At 69.6% G+C, this 16,599-nt stretch carries 15 protein-coding genes; 4 read left to right on the top strand and 11 right to left on the bottom strand.

Features of this window, described 5'->3' with window-relative positions:
• Positions 1–8: 8 nt before the first annotated feature.
• From EPO51_RS10165 to EPO51_RS10130, 8 genes are all read right to left on the bottom strand, one after another.
• Positions 9–983: a sugar ABC transporter substrate-binding protein gene (locus EPO51_RS10165; RefSeq protein WP_293349574.1), complete on the bottom strand. Its 975-nt coding sequence runs from the start codon at positions 981–983 to the stop codon at positions 9–11.
• Positions 984–988: 5 nt separating this feature from the next.
• Positions 989–1,795, bottom strand: coding sequence for an ATP-binding cassette domain-containing protein (locus EPO51_RS10160; protein WP_293349571.1), 807 nt, complete (start codon positions 1,793–1,795; stop codon positions 989–991).
• Entirely contained in the window at positions 1,792–2,808 is a 1,017-nt protein-coding gene (locus EPO51_RS10155; RefSeq protein WP_293349568.1) for an ABC transporter permease, read from the bottom strand. Before EPO51_RS10155 ends, EPO51_RS10160 begins: the two co-directional genes overlap by 4 nt.
• A 123-nt stretch (positions 2,809–2,931) precedes the next feature.
• Positions 2,932–3,738, bottom strand: a complete 807-nt coding sequence (gene iolB, locus EPO51_RS10150) for a 5-deoxy-glucuronate isomerase (protein ID WP_293349565.1) — start codon at positions 3,736–3,738, stop codon at positions 2,932–2,934.
• The gene (gene iolE / locus EPO51_RS10145) at positions 3,738–4,637 is read right to left on the bottom strand and encodes a myo-inosose-2 dehydratase (RefSeq protein WP_293349562.1); all 900 of its coding nucleotides are present in this window, start codon (positions 4,635–4,637) and stop codon (positions 3,738–3,740) included. The genes iolB and iolE overlap by 1 nt, the downstream gene beginning before the upstream one ends.
• 2 nt (positions 4,638–4,639) lie before the next feature.
• Positions 4,640–6,490 carry a 3D-(3,5/4)-trihydroxycyclohexane-1,2-dione acylhydrolase (decyclizing) gene (gene iolD, locus EPO51_RS10140; RefSeq protein WP_293349559.1) on the bottom strand — a complete coding sequence of 617 codons (1,851 nt, stop codon included), beginning with the start codon at positions 6,488–6,490 and terminating at the stop codon, positions 4,640–4,642.
• Complete coding sequence (locus tag EPO51_RS10135) at positions 6,487–8,412, bottom strand: bifunctional 5-dehydro-2-deoxygluconokinase/5-dehydro-2-deoxyphosphogluconate aldolase (RefSeq protein WP_293349556.1); 1,926 nt, start codon at positions 8,410–8,412, stop codon at positions 6,487–6,489. Before EPO51_RS10135 ends, iolD begins: the two co-directional genes overlap by 4 nt.
• Before the next feature lie 103 nt (positions 8,413–8,515).
• Positions 8,516–9,391: a MurR/RpiR family transcriptional regulator gene (locus tag EPO51_RS10130; RefSeq protein ID WP_293349553.1), complete on the bottom strand. Its 876-nt coding sequence runs from the start codon at positions 9,389–9,391 to the stop codon at positions 8,516–8,518.
• Positions 9,392–9,526: 135 nt separating this feature from the next.
• Here EPO51_RS10130 and iolG point away from each other — a divergent pair, with 135 nt between their 5' ends.
• Positions 9,527–10,516 carry an inositol 2-dehydrogenase gene (gene iolG / locus EPO51_RS10125; protein WP_293349550.1) on the top strand — a complete coding sequence of 330 codons (990 nt, stop codon included), beginning with the start codon at positions 9,527–9,529 and terminating at the stop codon, positions 10,514–10,516.
• Between the two features lie 3 nt (positions 10,517–10,519).
• Here iolG and EPO51_RS10120 read toward each other — a convergent pair whose 3' ends face one another.
• Positions 10,520–11,287, bottom strand: a complete 768-nt coding sequence (locus EPO51_RS10120) for an SDR family oxidoreductase (RefSeq protein ID WP_293349547.1) — start codon at positions 11,285–11,287, stop codon at positions 10,520–10,522.
• A gap of 57 nt (positions 11,288–11,344) precedes the next feature.
• Positions 11,345–12,130, bottom strand: a complete 786-nt coding sequence (locus tag EPO51_RS10115; RefSeq protein ID WP_293349544.1) for an alpha/beta fold hydrolase — start codon at positions 12,128–12,130, stop codon at positions 11,345–11,347.
• 558 nt (positions 12,131–12,688) lie between these two features.
• On the opposite strand from EPO51_RS10115, the gene EPO51_RS10110 reads away from it, so the two are divergent.
• The 3 genes from EPO51_RS10110 to EPO51_RS10100 all read left to right on the top strand — a co-directional run bounded on the left by EPO51_RS10110 (position 12,689) and on the right by EPO51_RS10100 (position 15,328).
• On the top strand, positions 12,689–13,588 hold the full coding sequence (locus EPO51_RS10110) for a hypothetical protein (RefSeq protein ID WP_293349541.1): 900 nt from the start codon (positions 12,689–12,691) through the stop codon (positions 13,586–13,588).
• A complete protein-coding gene (locus EPO51_RS10105) occupies positions 13,585–14,184 on the top strand; it encodes a TMEM175 family protein (protein WP_293349538.1) in 600 nt (199 codons plus the stop codon). Before EPO51_RS10110 ends, EPO51_RS10105 begins: the two co-directional genes overlap by 4 nt.
• A 229-nt stretch (positions 14,185–14,413) precedes the next feature.
• Positions 14,414–15,328: an MBL fold metallo-hydrolase gene (locus EPO51_RS10100; protein WP_293349535.1), complete on the top strand. Its 915-nt coding sequence runs from the start codon at positions 14,414–14,416 to the stop codon at positions 15,326–15,328.
• Positions 15,329–15,909: 581 nt separating this feature from the next.
• Here EPO51_RS10100 and EPO51_RS10095 read toward each other — a convergent pair.
• Positions 15,910–16,524, bottom strand: coding sequence for a response regulator transcription factor (locus tag EPO51_RS10095; protein WP_293349532.1), 615 nt, complete (start codon positions 16,522–16,524; stop codon positions 15,910–15,912).
• Positions 16,525–16,599: the final 75 nt, after the last annotated feature.

Genomic DNA, 16,599 nt, shown 5'->3' with positions numbered 1-16,599 from the left:
GGCGGCCGTCAGCGTATGCCGGCCTTCGCAAACGCCTCGATCCGGTCGACGTTCGAGCGGTCAATGAAATACGGGCCCGTGAGCACGGGCGCCCCGCCGCCGATGACGTGGCCGTTGGTCTTCTGGAGCCAGAGGGCGTCCACGGCGAGGTAGCCCTGCAGGTAGGGCTGCTGGTCGAGGGCCCATTGCAGGGCGCCGGAGCGGATCGCGGCGGGGACCTGGGGATTGCTGTCGAAGGTCGCGATCTTGGCGCGGCTGCCCGCCTCCCTCGCCGCCTCGATGGCGGTGAGCCCGTAGGGCGCGCCCAACGTCACCACCAGGTCGATCGACGGATCCTGGCGCAGTTTGGCGGCGACCGTGGAGCGAACGGACGGCATGTCCGTTCCGATGACGTAGAGCTTGTCGAACCGCCCGGGCGCGAAGCCGCGCCGGAGGCCGTCGCACCGGGCTTCCTGCTGCACTTGCCCCTGCTCGTGGGAAACGCACAACAGGTGCTTCACGCCGTCGGCCGCCGCGCGCCTGCCGGCGCCCTCCCCCGCCACGCCATCGTCGGTCCCGAAGAAGCTCAGCGCCCCGGTGTCCTTCCACTGATCGATGCCGGCGTTCAGCACCACCACCGGGATACCGGCCTCCCGCGCCTTGCGCAGGACAGGCGCCAGGGCGGCGGGCTTGGCCAGGGTCACGGCGATGGCGTCGACGCGGCTGTCGATGGCGTTCTGGACCAGCGTCGCCTGCGCGCCGCCGTCGGGATCGTTGGCGTAGCGCAGGGTGACCTTGTCCTTGGCCGCCGCCGCTTCCGCGCCCTTGCGCACGATGTCCCAGAAGGTGTCCCCGGGGGCCTGGTGGGTGATCATCGCCACCATCATCCCCGGCCCGGCCTGGCCGGCGCCGTCCGCGCCGCCCTTGCCGCCCTTGGCCGAGCAGCTCGCCAGGGCCAGGGCAGCGGCGAGCGCCAGGACACTGCTACGCCTCGATCGATCCATGTCGCTCAAGCTCCGGCGATGCGTGCGGCGGGCGCGCCGCGGTTCTCAAGTTCATGGGCGAGCTCGTCCAGCTCGATGCCGCCCGCCATCCGTCGGGTCAGGTCCTCGAGGGTGATCTCCGACTTCAGGAAGCAGCCCTGGCTCCGCCCGCGCTGCAGCAGCAGGAACCGGTCGCCGACCGAGTACGCATGATGCGGATTGTGGGTGATGAACACCACGCCCAGGCCGCGGGCGCGGGCTGCCAGGACGTAGCGCAGCACCACGCCCGCCTGCTTGACGCCCAGGGCGGCGGTGGGCTCGTCGAGGATCAGCACCTTGGCGCCGAAGTGGATGGCCCGCGCGATGGCCACGCACTGGCGTTGGCCGCCGGACAGCCCGCCGATCGGCCGCTCGACGTCAACGCCGTCGATGCCCATCGCGGCCAGTTCGCTGCGGGCGATCTCCCGCATGCGCGCGATGTCCATCCGCTGGAATGGCCCGCGGCCCTTGAGCAGCTCCCGCCCCAGGAAGAAGTTCGCCCACACGGGCATCAGCGGGGCGATCGCCAAGTCCTGGTAGACCGTGGCGACGCCGCATTCGATCGCCAGGCGGGGCGAGCGCAGCCGCACGGCTTCGCCACCGAGTTCGACCTGGCCTTCGTCGCTCTCATGCACGCCGGCGATGATCTTGATAAGCGTGGACTTGCCCGCGCCGTTGTCGCCCAGGACGCACGTGATCTCCCCCGCGGCGACCTCGAGGTCGACTTCGGCCAGGGCGCGCACGGCGCCGTAGGTCTTCCCTACGCCGGTCAGGCGCAGCAGCGGCGCGCTCATGCCCGGGCCTCCTGCCAGCGGCGAACGCCGGCGTTCAGGAGGATCACGCCCAGCAGCAGCGCGCCGACGAAGAACTTGAACCAGTCGGGGTTCCAGCCGGCGTAGACGATCCCCTGGGTGGTCATGCCGAAGATCAGCGCGCCCAGGACCGCGCCGACGGCCGACCCCTGGCCACCGGTAAGCAGGCAGCCGCCGACCACCGCGGCGATGATGTAGTAGAATTCCTTCCCCACGCCCTCGCCCGACTGCACCGTGTCGAACGCGAAGAGCTGGTGCATCCCGACGAACCAGGCGGCGAAGCCGACGGTCATGAACAGGCCGATCTTGACCCGTCGGACCGGCACGCCCACGGCGCGCGCGCTGAGCGGCGCGCCGCCCACCGCGAAGATCCAGTTGCCGAACGGCGCCCGCCGCAGCGCCCAGGTCGCCAGCGCCGCGAACAGCAGCCACCACAGCACCGTGATCCGCAGGCTGACCCCGCCCAGGTCCAGGTTCGACGCGAAGATCGCCTGGGCCGAGGCGAAGCCGTCCATGTCCGAGATCGAGGGGGTTGCGACACTGCCCGTGACGAGCCGCGTGCCCGCGAGGTTCAAGCCGCCCAGCATGAAGAAGCTGCCCAGCGTCACCAGGAAGCTCGGGATGCCCGTCCGGATCACCAGGTAGCCGTTGAGCGCCCCCATGCCGAGGGCGGCGACCAGCGACAAGGCGACCCCGACCCAGACGTTGGCGGTGAGCTCGTAGCTGACCATCGAGGCCAGCAGGGCAGAGCTGACCACCGCCACCCCCGACGACAGGTCGAACTCGCCGCCGATCATCAGCATCGCCACCGCCAGCGCGGGAATGCCGTAGATCGAGCTGACGTAGAGCACGGTCGAGAGGGACGAGAGGTCGCGGAACGGCGGCGCCACGGCGAAGAAGAACAGATACACCAGCACCGCGCCGGCCAGGGCGCCGGTCTCCGGCGTGGCCATCCGGCGCGAAAGCGGCGGCCTTGAAGCGACACGACTTTCCACGAACTTCACTGACTCCCCTGGCCGGGCGAACTGACGTCGCCCTGGCGTGGTCACGTTATTCCACCCATTAGACTTCTGGAAGAATTCTTCCACTTCCGCCCTCGTCTCGCCGCTGGCGAAGAGTCAGGCCTTCTTCGCGATCCAGTCATGGGCAGGGTCGTTCCGGAAGATCCACTGCCGCTTCGGACCGGCCATGACGTTGAGATAATAGAGGTCGTAGCCATGTGGCGCGCCGACCGGATGGTAGCCCCGCGGCACCAGCACGACATCGCCGTCCTCCACGGAGATCGTTTCGTCCAGGCTGCGGTCGTCGGTGTAGACGCGCTGGATCGCGAAGCCTTGGGGCGGGTCCAGGCGGTGATAGTAGGTCTCCTCGAGTTGGGTCTCTTCGGCCGGCGTGGCCGTGTCGTGCTTGTGCGGCGGATAGCTGGACCAGTGTCCGCCCGGCGTGATCACCTCGACCACCAGCAGGCTCTCGGCGGCTTCCGTTTCCGGCAGGATGTTGCGGACATAGCGGGTGTTGGTGTCCTTGCCGCGCACCTCGCGGCTCATGCGCGCGGGATCGATCAACCGCGGCTTGCCGGCGCCCGTGCCGGGGGCCGTGCAGACGGCGAGCTCGACCGGCCCTCGCGCGGTCACCGACCAGGGCGTTCCGGCGGGCGCGTAGGCGGCGGCCGGCGCCTTGTCCTCGAAGACCGAAGCGCGGCCGCCGACGCCGGCGTAGCGTTCGCCGCCCGCTTCGATGTCGGCTGTCCCGGCCAGGACGACCAGGCAGGTCTCGCGCCCCGCGATCTCGCCGCGCGCGGTCTGGCCGTCCGCCAGCTTGTGGACCGCGAAGCCGACGTGCTCCCATCCGGCGCTGGCGGGGCTGACCTCCAGGATCTGGCCGGAGGCGTCGGGGGCGTGCGGACGGACGCGGAGGTCGGGCATCAGGCGGCCCTTCTCAGTCCGGCGGCGGCGGCCTCGCGCTCCAGCGTGCGCAAGCCCAGTTCGCCGTACTGGCGCGGGTCGGCGATCGCCGGATCCTGCTCGGCCTCCACCACGATCCATCCGGAATAGCTGATCTCGGCCAGGGCCCGCATGACCGCCGCGTAGTCCAGGCCCCCGTCGCCGGGCACGGTGAACATCCCGGCCAGCACCCCGTCCAGGAAGCTCCGGCCCTGGGCCTGGATCCCGGCGAACACCTGGGCGCGGATGTCCTTGCAGTGAACGTGGGCGATCCGCTTCGGATGCGCCTTGATCGCCGCCACGGGGTCGATCCCGCCCAGCGCCGCGTGGCCCGTGTCCAGCGTCAGGCCGACCACCTCGCCCGTCGCCTTGAGGAACGCGTGAAGGTCTTCCGGCCGCTCCACCACGGTTCCGAGATGGTGGTGGTAGGCGAAGCGCAGCCCCTGGCCCGCGACGTAGTCCGCGAACTGGGTCAGCCGCTCGCCGAACAGCTTCCAGCCAGCCTCGTCCAGGCGCGGGGTCCTGCTGAGGGGAATGGCCTTCTCGCCATGGATGGCGTTGCTGGTCTCGGCGTGGACGAACACCGTCGATCCCATCGCCTTGAGCAGGTTCAGATGGTCCTGCGCGGCCGCGATCTCGGCCTTCGCGTCATGGACGAGCAGATTCCCGCTGAACCAGCCACCCACCAGGTCCAGCCCGTAGCCGTCCAACAGCGGCTTCAGGGTCGCCGCGTCGCGGGGAAAAACGCCGCCGAGCTCGATACCCGCGAAGCCGATGTCGCGCGCGTCGGCCACGATGGTCTCCAAAGCCGTGCCGGCGCCGAGTTCGGGCATGTCGTCGTTCACCCAGGCGATCGGACTGACGCCGAAACGAATAGACATGCTCAGTCTCCGATACGCTGGTCTTTGACGGCGGCTTCGTAGGCGGCGCGGGCGGCGCGCACCTGCGGACGGCTCGACACCTCGGGCACGGCCACGTCCCACCAGGCGCCGCCGGCCTCGGTCGAGATCGCGGGGTCGGTTTCGATGACGATGACGTAGGTGCGCTCGCTGGCCCGCGCGCGGCCGAGCGCCGCCTCCAGCTCGTCGATCCCCGCCACCTTCTCCGAGCGCGCGCCGAGGCTCGCCGCATGGGCGGCGAAATCGATCTCGGGCATGGTCTCGTGGTTGGTGTCAGCCAGCAGGTTGTTGAAGGGCGCCCCGCCGGTCCCCCGCTGCAGCCGGTTGATGCAGCCGAAGCCGCGGTTGTCGAGCACGGTGATGGTCAGCTTGCGGCCCAGCATCACCGAGGTGGCGATCTCCGAGTTCAGCATCAGATAGCTGCCGTCGCCGACCATGACCTGAACGTCGCGGTCCGGCGCGGCCATCTTCGCGCCCAGGCCTCCGGCGATCTCGTAGCCCATGCAGGAGAAGCCGTACTCCACGTGGTAGCCACCGGGCTGGGATGTCCGCCACAGCTTGTGCAGCTCGCCCGGGAGGCCGCCGGCGGCGCAGACCAGCACCGAGTCGGGGCCGGTGGCGCGCTGTACCGCGCCGATCACCTGGGCGTCGGATGGCGGTGCGTTTCCGGCGGGGGCGGCGGTCACCGCATCGGCGGCGACGGTCCAGACCCTCACGGCGGCCGACACGTGGGTCCGCCACGCGTGCGGCGCGCGCCATCCGTTCAGCCGCGCCTCAAGCGCCTCGAGCACGACGTCCGCGTCGCCGACCACCGTGTCGGCCCCGTGCTTGTGGGCGTCGAAGGCGGCGACGTTGATCTGGACCAGCCTGCGGCCGGGGTTGGCGAAGAGCGCCCGCGACCCGCTGGTGAAATCCTGCAAGCGCGTCCCGACCCCGATCACCAGGTCCGCCTCGGCCGCCGCGGCGTTGGCGGCGCTGGAACCGGTGACGCCGATGCTGCCGAGGTTCATCGGGTGGTCCCAGGCCAGCGCGCCCTTGCCGCCCTGGGTCTCGGCCACCGGCACGCCCAGCGTCTGGGACAGCCGCGCCAGGCGGCCCTCGGCCCCGGCGTACAGCACGCCGCCACCGGCCACGATCAACGGCTTCGTCGCACCATTCAGGCCGGCGACCAGATCGTCCAGTTCGCGCCTGTCCGGCGGAGGCCGCCGGATGCGCCAGAGACGGCGGTCGAAGAAGGCCTTGGGATAGTCGAACGCCTCGGCCTGCACGTCCTGGCAGAAGGCCAGCGTCGCCGGGCCGCAATCGGCCGGGTCGGTCATCACCGCCATGGCGCGCGGAAGGGCCGACAGGATCTGCTCCGGCCGGGCGATCCGGTCGAAGTAGCGCGACACCGGCCGGAAGCAATCGTTCGCGCTAACCGTACCGTCCCCGAAGTCCTCGACCTGCTGCAGGACGGGATCGGGCCGGCGGCTCGCGTAGACGTCAGCGGGCAGGAACAGCACAGGCAGGCGGTTCACGTGCGCCAGGGCCGCGGCGGTCACCATATTGGTGGCGCCGGGGCCGATCGAGGTGGTGCAGACCATGGCGCGCCGGCGGCGCATCTGCTTGGCGTAGGCGACGGCGGCATGAGCCATGCCTTGCTCGTTGTGCGCCCGCCAGGTCGGGAGCGTATCCCGCAGGCCTTCCAACGCCTCGCCCAGGCCCGCCACATTCCCGTGGCCGAAGATCGCCCAGACCCCGGCGAAGAACGGAATCTCGACGCCATCGACCTCGACGAACTGGCGGGTCAGCCAGCGCACCGTCGCCTGGGCGGCCGTGAGGCGGAGCGTGCTCATGCCGCCTGTCCTACGCCGGCCCGGGCCCGGCGCCAGGCCTCCACCAGATAGCTCAGCGTCTCGGCCAGCCGGCGCACGGCCGTGGCGTCATCGATCGCCCCCGACAGCCAGGCGCGGGCCGGCTCGTGGAAGATGGTCCGCCCCACCGCGAAGCCCTTCACCACCGGCACGCGCGCCGTGGCCTCGAAGGCCGCCAACAGGGTCTCCGTAGGCTGCGACAGGCCCAGCAGCACCACGCCCCGGCAGAACGGGTCGCGCGCGGCGATCATCGCCTCGATGTTCCGCCATGCCGCCGGGTCGTCCATAGGCTCCAGCTTCCACCAGTCGGGCTTTACGCCCAGATCGTAGAACCGCTCGATCGCGCGCGCGATGGTGGTGGCGTCCACCGCGCTCTCCGGCGGCGCGATGATCTCCAGCAGCAGTTCGTGGCGGGTCTTGCGGCAGGCGTCGAACAGGCGAAGCACCTGACGCTCCTGGCGCTCGCGCAACACGGGCTCATCGTCCGGATGGTAGAAGACCAGAACCTTGACCACATGGTTCAGCGGCCAGGTCGCCAGCTCGGTCGCCACGTCGGCCGAGCACTCGAACTCCACAGGCCGGGAGCGCGGCGTCTCGATGCAGCGTCCGATCCAGTAGGGATGGTCGGCTGCGGCGGCCAGGGCGTCGAACCCGAAGCGACTATCCAGCAGAATGCCGAAGCGCAGATCGCCGCCGGCCACCTGATGCAGGGCCTCCAGCGCCAGGCGCTTGAAGGCCGGGACCCGGGCGACGTCGGCGCCGACCTCGACCGCCAGTTCCTCGAGCTGAACCCGATGGTCCACGGCCAGCACCGCCAGCTCCTCGTAGACGCCGGTCCGCGTGGTGGCCCAGTGGATGTGCTCCAATTCGGCGTCCTCGCGCAGGCGGAACGGGCGGTCTCGACGGCTAAGGAAGGCTTCCATCTCGGTCCAGGTGGGCATGGCCGGCGCGCAGCCGTGGCGCGAGACCACGATGGCCCCGGCGGCGTTGGCGATCTCGCAGCACCGCTCCAGCGGCAGGTCGCGCAGCCAACCGCGCAGGAACCCGCTCATGAACGCGTCGCCGGCGCCCAGGACGTTGAACACCTCGACCTCGAAACCAGGGCCGACCACGCCCGCCTCGAGACGGTCTGGAATAGCGCTCGGAAACGCCGAACAGCCCTTCGGCCCACGTTTGCAGACCAGCAGGGCGCTGGTGCGCTCGCGCACGGCCCGCAGCGCCGCGATGGTGTCCGTGGAGCCGCCGAGGATGTGCATCTCCTCCTCGGTCCCGACGATCAGGTCGCAGACCGGCAGCACCTGCTGCAGGATCTCGGTGACGGCGTCGTGGGCGACGAAACGATCCTCGCCCATGTCGCGCGCCGTCAGGCCCCAGAGGACGGGCCGGTAGTCCACGTCGAAGACGACCTTGCCGCCGGAGGCTCGCGCCAGCTTGGCGGCCTTCATCGACGCCTCGAAAACCCCGACCTGGGAGAGATGGGTCCCGTTGATCAGCACCCCCCGCGCCCCGCGCACCTGCGCCTCGTCCACGTCGTCCGGCGAGATCGTCATGTCGGCGCAGTTCTCCCGATAGAAGATCAGCGGAAAAGTCTCGCGGTCGCGGATCCCCAGGATCACCAGGGCTGTAAGCCGGTCGGGGTCGGAGACGACGCCGGCGACGTCCACGCCCTCGCGGACCAGTTGCTCGCGGATGAACCGCCCCATGTGGTCGGCGCCCACCCGCGTCAGGAGCGCGGTCTGCAGGCCCAGGCGTGAACCGCCGATGGCCGTGTTGGTGGGGCTGCCGCCGACATACTTGGCGAAGGAGCCCATGTCCTCCAGCCGCCCGCCGACCTGCTCGCCGTAGAGGTCGACGCTGGACCGGCCGATGGCGAGTAGGTCGATCGCCTTTTCGTCCTCGGCCATCTGGTGCAACGTCCCCCTGCCGCGTCCAGCGCCACGCGTCATGGAATATGTATTCTGCCAGATCTAAGGCTGCAACGTTCATTTCATCCGCGGAACGGACGTTTCAGCGCTTGCGACGCTTCGACCTGGCCTCCTCCTTGCGCGACGTCTCGAAGGCGAAGGCGATCACCAGCGCCTGGGCCAGGCACATTGAGGCCGAGAGCGACCGGAAGGCTCGGATTTCCGATTCACGAACCTGCAGCGTAACGGTCGCGGGCTTGGCGATCGGGCTGACCAGGCTGTCGCTGATGGAGAGCACAGGCGCCCCGCCGGCCACGGCCGTCTCGACGGCATGCACCGTCTCCTCGGCGTAGGGATGATAGCTCACGGCGATCAGCAGGTCCCTTGGCGTCAGGCTCTGCACCTGCCGGCGGGCCAGGCCCCCGACACCATCCACGAACAGGGTTCGCTTGCCCGCCTGTTGCAGCGAATAGGCGAGATAGGACGAGATCGGGAAGGCGCGCCGGAAGCCCACGACATAGACGATCTCCGCGGCCTCGAGCAGACGCACGGCCGCGGTCAGGTCCGCGTCGCTGACCGTCTGCGGCAGGTTTTGCAGGGCCATGGCGTTGCCCTCGACGAACTCCGCGAGCAGCTTGGCGCCGCCCGACGCGGCGCTGCCGTCGACGGCGCGCGTGAAACTCCGAACCCGCTCGCTGTAGCCCAGCGCCGCATGGCCCGAGAGCAGGCCGTCCCGGAACAGCCGCTGCATCTGGCTGGCGCCGTCGAAGCCGAAGCTCTTGGCGAAACGCACGATGGCCGAGGGTTGGACGCCGCTGCGCTCCGCGATGACCGCCAAGGTCTCCAGCGCCAGTTCGTTAGGCTCGTCCAGGACGTAGCGGCCGATCTGCTGCAGGCGTTTCGACAGCCCGTCATAGCGCTCCAGGATCGCGGCCCGCAGTTCGTCGGCGGTGGCGGGTGCGGACTGCGTTTCGGACATGGCCCCTCGGAGCGGATTTTCTTGATCTAGAATATCTGTTCCGCAACAGATCGCCAAACGGCCCGCGCGAGACCCGTTCCATTCCCCTTGTGAGCGGAAATCTTGTTCCATAGAACGGGCGGCAACGGAGTCTCCATGCATAAGATCGCCCTGATCGGCGCAGGCCGCATCGGCCGCATCCACGGCGCCAATGTGGTCGCCCATCCCAGACTGTCGCTCAGCCACATCGTCGACCCCTTGGCCGGGAACGCCGAAGCGGTCGCGCGCGAGATGGGTGGCCAGATCGCCGACCTTGAGGCCGTTCTCGCGGACCCGTCCGTGGCCGGCGTGATCGTGGCCAGCTCCACCGACACCCATCTGGACTACTGCGTCCGCGCCCACGCCGCCGGCAAGGCTGTGTTCTGCGAGAAGCCGATCGACATGGACCTCGCCCGGGCGCGCGCGGCCGCCGACAGGCTGGGGGGCGCGCGCCTGTTCCTCGGCTTCAACCGCCGCTTCGACCCCAACTTCCGGGCGCTGAAGGCGGGGCTCGACGCCGGGCGGGTCGGCGGGCTGGAGAGCCTGCAGATCACCTCGAACGATCCGTCGCCGCCCCCCGTCAGCTACGTGAAGGTCTCCGGCGGCCTTTTCAAGGATATGGCGATCCACGACTTCGACATGGCCCGCTGGATCCTGGGCGAGGAGCCTGTCGAGGTGTTCGCGTGGGGCAGTTGCCTGGTGGATCCCGACATCGGCGAAGCCGGTGACATCGACACCGCGCGTACGGTGCTGAAGACGACGTCGGGCAAGCTGTGCGTCATCGCCAACAGCCGTCGTTCCGGCTTCGGCTACGATCAGCGCGTCGAGGCCTATGGGGCGGGCGGCATGATCCGGGCCGACAACGTCACGGAGAGCACGGTCCAGGTCTGGACCGAGGCTGGCTCGCAGGCCGACCGCTTCCAGAATTTCTTCCTGGACCGCTATGCCCAGGCCTACCGCGCCGAGATGGCCCATTTCGCCGACATCCTGGACGGCAGGGTGTCACCCGAAATCGGCTACGCCGACGGCGTGGCGGCGCTCGCGCTGGCGGAAGCCGCCGCCACCTCGCTTCGCACGGGAACCCCCGTACGGCTCACCGCCGGCTGACCCTCAGGGGGAGGCCGGAGTAGTGGGCTGCAACGAAGACCGCAGCCAGTCGTCGAAGCGCAGCGGCGCGATACGGGCGTTCCGGCCCGGCAGCAGCGATGCCTCCTCGATGATCGCACCGAAGTAGCTGGCGCCAGGATCGGGCACGACGCGACGGACATCCTCATAGGCGGTCAGCACCTCGGCCGCGAGGTCGGTGAGCCGGAAGCGTTCGGGTCCGGCGACTTCGACGGTGTCGTTCAGCGGCGCCCCCGTCGCCAAGTCGGCCAGGGCGTCAGCGACATCCAGGGCCGAGATGGGCTGGACGCACGCCGGGGATATCGCCACCTCGGCCCTCGCCCCGTCTTGGACGACCCCCGCGATGAACTCGAAGAACTGTGTCGAGCGCAGGATGCTGAACGGCAGGCCCGAGGCCTTGATCAGGTCCTCCTGGCGCTTCTTGGCCCGAAAATAGCCGCTCGTCTGCAGGCGGTCGGTCCCAACGATCGACAATCCGACGTGGTGTCGAACACCGGCGGCGCGCGCCGCCGCTGTCAGCCGCAGTCCCGAGGTCTCGAAGAACCGCAGGGCCGCGTCGCCCTCCAGTGTTGGTGAATTGGACACGTCGACCATCACCTCGGCGCCGTCCAGCGCTTCGTCGAGGCCGAAGCCGCTGATCGCGTCGACGCCGAAACTCGGGGACGCCTCCAGCACGCGGTAGTCGTCCTGGCGCAGGTTGAAGACCAGCTTCCTGCCGATGCGGCCGCTGCCGCCGATGACCACGATCTTCACAGTGTTCTCCTCGGGCGCCGACGGCTCGGCGGCGCATGTCCGACGATGGACGAAACCTCAGGGCGCCCGGGCGGCGTCTTCGATGAAGGCGGCCACCTGGTCGGGATGAGAGACCATCAGCGCATGCGAGGCGCCGGTGAGCGCCACGGTCTTCCGGGCCTGGGCGCGCTCGGCCATGAAGGCCATGACGGCGGCGGGGACATTGCGGTCGCCGGTTCCGTAGATCACGTAGGACGGCAGGCGTTTCCAGGCCGCGGGGCCTGACGGCTCGCCCAGGGCGGACAGCGTGACGGGGCGTTGGGTCGCCGCCATCGCCGCCGCCTGCGTCGGCGACACATCGGCGGCGAACTGCCCCCGGAACTTGTCGCGACGGATGTAGAGATCTTCGTCCCCGTCGGGCAGGGTGATCGTGGTCAGGCTGTCGCCGAGCGTGCTGCCAGGGAACTTGGCGGAGAGCGACAGGCTGGATTCGCCGGTATCGGGCAGGAAGCCCGCGACATAGACCAGCGCCTTCACATTGGCGGCGCCATTCGCCGCAGAGGTGATGACCGGCCCGCCGTAGGAATGCCCCACCAGCAGCACCGGGCCAGGGATCGACTTCACCACGGACGAGACCGAGGCCGCGTCGCTGGCCACGCCCCGCAGCGGATTGGCGGCCGCGACCACCTCGAACCCGTCGCGCCTCAGCCGGGTGATCACGCCGGTCCAGCTGGAGGCGTCCGCGAAGGCGCCGTGCACGAGGACGATCGTCGGCTTCGTGTCCGCCCGGCTCGGTTCGGCATTCGCGCCGCGGCCTGCCGTGAGGGCCAGGGCGATCGCCATGACTCCAAGGATGTGTCGCATGTCTTCGTCTCCATCAGGCCCGTGCGGCTTGTCGCGACGAACATGCAGCCGGCCCCCCTATCGGGCCTATCGGGCCTGAGGCGGGCCCAGCCTCGACCGAGGTGGTGCGCGCCCCGGCCCGGCAGATAGGTCGCTGTCACGATCGCGACCGGGTCGGCGGTCCTGATGGCGAGGACATCCGACCCGGCGGCCAGATGGAGCCGCGGGCGCCGCCCCGGAAAGAAGACAGGCGACAACGCCCCGTCGTGAGGAGCCTCCATGAACCGCCACATCCGCCGATCGCCCGGCGTCCCGAAGCTCAATCGGGCCCCGCGCCCTGTACGCGCCGCCCCTCGGCGCCCCAGGCGTTCGGCGGCTCCCGAGATCCTGCTGATCCTGGCGGCCTTCGCGGGCTTCCTGCTCGCGGACTACCTTCTGCGCTCGTCGTCGTCCGGACGGGAGACGCCGCCGACGAGCTATGTGCAACACGACAAAGGTCCAGCCGCGCCTGACCGCAGGACTGATTGAGCATGGAGGGGCCGGGATGACAGCCTTGGGTCCAGAAAAGGACGGCAGGACATGGACAGGCGACCGGTCAGGATTCTACTCCAGACGACGATCCCCGTGACCGAGGACGACTGGTCGATCGCCCGGTTCAGCAAGCTGGGCGCGCTCCTTGCCGCGCAGCGCGATGCGCAGGGCCGACCGCTCTATGAGGTCACGCAGCGCGACCGCGGACCGCTGGGTGCGCCGGATCCCGTGCTCTCGACGCTGGATGCCAGCGACTTCGACCAGCTGTGGCTGTTCGCCGTAGACGCCGGCGACGGTCTCGCGCCGGAAGACTGCGCGGCGATCTCCCGCTTCCGCGCTCGCGGCGGCGGGCTGCTGGTGACCCGCGACCACATGGACCTCGGATCCTCGGTGCGTAGGCTCGCCGGGCTCGGTTCGGCGCACCACTTTCACAGCACCAACCCCGACCCCGACCCCGTGAAGCGGCAGGTCGACGATCCCTTCACCACCTACATCTCCTGGCCGAATTTTCATTCCGGGGCGAACGGCGACTTTCAGGAGATCGAGGTGGTCGGGGCCACCCACCCGGTCCTCGCCAATGAGCGGTCACCCACGGGTGCGATCCGGTTCCTGCCGTCGCATCCGCACGAGGGCGGGATCGGGGCGCCGGAGGGCGAAGGCGCCCGCGTCATCGCCCGGGGCCGCAGCCAGGTCACCGGAGCCCCCTTCAACATCGCCGTGGCCTTCGAGCCCGGTGAGCGAGGCGGGCCCGGTCTCGCCCAGAGCACCTTCCATCACTTCGCCGATTACAACTGGGACACTCGCGCAGGCAGCCCGAGTTTCGTGGACGAGCCCCCGGGCGACGCCCTGCAGCGGTGTCCCGAGGCGCTGGCCGACACGCACCGCTATGCGCTCAACGTCGCCGCCTGGCTCGCGGGCTCGCGCGGCGACGCCGGGCCGGAGACATGACCTCCGAGCGGCTGAAGGCGCTGACAGACGGCGTAGTGGCGATCGTCATCACCATCATGGTCCTGGAGATGAAGCCGCCCGAGGGCGACACGCCAGCCGCCCTCGCCGGCGTCCTCCCGGTGTTCCTCAGCTACGCCCTCAGCTTTGCCTACATCGCGATCTACTGGAACAACCATCACCACTTCTTCCTGCTGGCGCCCAAGGTGAACGGCGCAGTCCTGTGGGCGAACCTGCACCTGCTGTTCTGGCTCTCACTCATCCCGTTCACCACCAGCTGGATGGGCGAGCACGAACTGCGGCCCTGGCCCACCGCCGTCTACGGCGTGTCGCTGTTGGCCTGCTCCATGGCCTGGCATGTGATGCAGACGACGATCATCCGCTCACAGGGCGAGCAGTCCGACCTGCGCCGGGCCGTCGGAGGCGATTGGAAGGGCAAGGCCTCCGTCGCCGGGTACCTCCTGGGCGTCTGGGCGGCCTTGGTCCAGCCCAGCGCCGCGGCGCTGATCTACGCGGCGATCGCGTCCCTGTGGCTGGTCCCCGATCGCCGCATCCGTCGCGTGGTCTCCACGCGTGACGCCACCCAGGAGCGCCCCTAGCCCACGCGCGCCGGTCGCGCGCAAGGCAAGAGGCCCCTCGCACGAGGTCTCCGCCGCGCCTCCGCGCGCTCGGGGACGAACCCGCGGTTCTTCAATCTCTTACGCACGCGAGTGCGAGACCTATCCGGCCGGATGAAGCGTCCTACCCCTCCGCCCAGTCGATCCCCACCGGGCCTCGGCCCTAGCCTGGGCGATGCCGCTTTGAGGCGTAGCCGAAAGGACCTGGATCATGAAGTTGGACAAAATCTCACCCGCAGGCGGAACGGCCTCCGCGGACTTGGTGCCGTCACGGTACGCGCTGCGGATCGGCGAGATCGACGTGCTGGTGATCAGCGACGGCATCCTTCCCCTGGCCACCTCGATCATGTCCAGCAACGTCGAGCCGGCCGCCCGCACGGCCTGGTTCAAGGACATGTTCCTGGGGCCGGACGCGTTCGACTGGCCGCTGAACGTGCTGGTGGTGCGCAGCGGCGAACAGATCATTCTCGTCGATGCCGGCCTGGGCGGGCAGTTCCCCGGCTTCCCCCGCGCCGGGCAGTTCCCCCAGCGCCTGGAAGCGGCCGGCATCGACCTCGGGTCCGTCACCGACGTGGTGATCACCCATATGCACATGGACCATGTCGGTGGGCTGCTCGTGGATGACGTCAAGTCCCGGCTGCGTCCGGACCTGCGGATCCACGTCAGCGCCGCCGAAGTCGACTTCTGGAAGTCCCCGGATTTTTCCCGGACCGTCATGCCGCCGCCGATCCCGGAGGTGCTTCGCTCGACCGCCACGGAATTCGCGCAGATGTATGGCGACAGGCTGCAGACGTTCGAGCAGGAGCATGAGGTCGCCCCAGGCGTCGTCGTCCAGCGCACGGGCGGCCACACCCCCGGGCACAGCATCGTCCGCGTGACGGCCGGCGGCGAGCGGCTGACCTTCGCTGGCGACGCCCTGTTCCCCGTGGCCTTCGACCACCCCGACTGGCAGAACGGCTTCGAGCATGATCCGGAGGAGGCGGTCCGCGTTCGGGTCCGCCTCATGCAGGACGCTGCGGCGACCCGCGAAATCCTCGTGGCCACCCATCTCCCCTTCCCTTCGGTCGGCCGCGTGGCGATCGAGGGCGACGCATTCCGGTGGGTCCCCGCCGTCTGGGACTACTAACCTCAGCCCGACTTGGGACCTGACCAGGGCGCACCCTCATGGCCTAGGGGGTCGCGCCCTGGTCGCCTCGAAGACGCACCGCCGTCAGTCGCCTGACATCGAACTCCGGACCCCCGCCAGCCTGGCGACGCCGAGACGCCATGGGGGTCGCGGTGACCCGACGCGGCGGAGGTATCTGCTCCAGGTCCCGGGGACGGTCCCTGCAACCCCTGGACGCCACCGCGACGTCTCCTGGCGGCGGGACGGGGCCGCTGGCGTTTCAGCCGCGCGCTGTCCGCAATTCCGTTCCGGACTCGCGCCTTGGCGGCTGCACGCGTCGAGGCGCTTGTTGGGGAGCGCCTCGCAAGGCCGCTCCTTCTTGCGGACCTGGCGCCGCCGGACTCTCGCGGATGCGTGTCGCAGCCCTGTTCCGGGCGACGGCCGGCCTTTCGCCCTGGGCCGTCAGCTACGTCCGCCGGTTCTAGGGGCGCCGGCAGGGCGCGCGCCCTGCTCTCCCCTGACGGCGGCGGACAGGAGTCCGCTGGCTCCGTCGGGATGTGAAACCCCCATGGCCCAGAGCGACGGACCGTGCGGGATGGAGCCTACGTCGACGGCGACGTGGCTGCATCGCGCAGGTGTGCGGGAAGAGTTTCCCAGGCCCGGATGAGCCCGCCGATCGTGGCGATCTCCATTTTCCGCAGTCCGTTGCTCCGGTGCAGCTTCACGGTCACTTCGCTGATGCCGAGGTCGAAGGCGACTTGCTTGTTGAGACGTCCACCAACGACCCGCGCCAGCACATCCCGCTCGCGGGGCGTGAGGGTCTCGAAGAGCTCGGCATTGCGCTGCGTCACCCTCGCAAGCGCGCGCTGCGATCGATCGCGCTCGAGCGCGATGGTGATCGCATCCAGCAACGCCTGATCGCGAACCGGCTTCGTCAGGAAATCCACCGCGCCGGCCTTCATGGCCTGAACGGTCATCGGAATATCCCCGTGCCCGGTCAGGAAGACGATGGGTTTCGAGTTTCCGCCGGCCGCCAGCCGATGCTGCAGGTCGAGCCCACTCGCCCCGGGGAGGCGCACGTCCAGGATGAGGCAGCCGGGCTGGTCTAGAGCCCCCGACTCCAACAGGTCGCGGGTCGATGCGAAACAGATGGGAACAAGTCCGACCGAAAGCAGCAGTTCGCTCAAGCCCTCGCGAACCGCCAGATCGTCGTCCACGACCAGGACAACGCCCTGCTCGCTGGAGGCCGCCTCCGGAGCCGCGGGCGCCGGCCGGGATAGGTTCTGTAGCAA

Origin of the sequence: Phenylobacterium sp. (genome assembly GCF_004297125.1) — a bacterium.
GTDB lineage: Bacteria > Pseudomonadota > Alphaproteobacteria > Caulobacterales > Caulobacteraceae > Phenylobacterium.
Note: the sequence above shows the minus strand (reverse complement) of the source record. Positions and strands in the feature narration are given on the sequence as shown.

Coding starts and splice junctions, on each gene's coding strand:
- iolB (WP_293349565.1), bottom strand. CDS start 3,738: ATGCCCGACCTCCGCGTCCGTCCGCACGCCCCCGACGCCTCCGGCCAG.
- iolD (WP_293349559.1), bottom strand. CDS start 6,490: ATGAGCACGCTCCGCCTCACGGCCGCCCAGGCGACGGTGCGCTGGCTG.
- EPO51_RS10110 (WP_293349541.1), top strand. CDS start 12,689: ATGGACAGGCGACCGGTCAGGATTCTACTCCAGACGACGATCCCCGTG.
- iolE (WP_293349562.1), bottom strand. CDS start 4,637: ATGTCTATTCGTTTCGGCGTCAGTCCGATCGCCTGGGTGAACGACGAC.
- EPO51_RS10100 (WP_293349535.1), top strand. CDS start 14,414: ATGAAGTTGGACAAAATCTCACCCGCAGGCGGAACGGCCTCCGCGGAC.
- iolG (WP_293349550.1), top strand. CDS start 9,527: ATGCATAAGATCGCCCTGATCGGCGCAGGCCGCATCGGCCGCATCCAC.
- EPO51_RS10115 (WP_293349544.1), bottom strand. CDS start 12,130: ATGCGACACATCCTTGGAGTCATGGCGATCGCCCTGGCCCTCACGGCA.
- EPO51_RS10165 (WP_293349574.1), bottom strand. CDS start 983: ATGGATCGATCGAGGCGTAGCAGTGTCCTGGCGCTCGCCGCTGCCCTG.
- EPO51_RS10105 (WP_293349538.1), top strand. CDS start 13,585: ATGACCTCCGAGCGGCTGAAGGCGCTGACAGACGGCGTAGTGGCGATC.
- EPO51_RS10160 (WP_293349571.1), bottom strand. CDS start 1,795: ATGAGCGCGCCGCTGCTGCGCCTGACCGGCGTAGGGAAGACCTACGGC.
- EPO51_RS10135 (WP_293349556.1), bottom strand. CDS start 8,412: ATGGCCGAGGACGAAAAGGCGATCGACCTACTCGCCATCGGCCGGTCC.
- EPO51_RS10130 (WP_293349553.1), bottom strand. CDS start 9,391: ATGTCCGAAACGCAGTCCGCACCCGCCACCGCCGACGAACTGCGGGCC.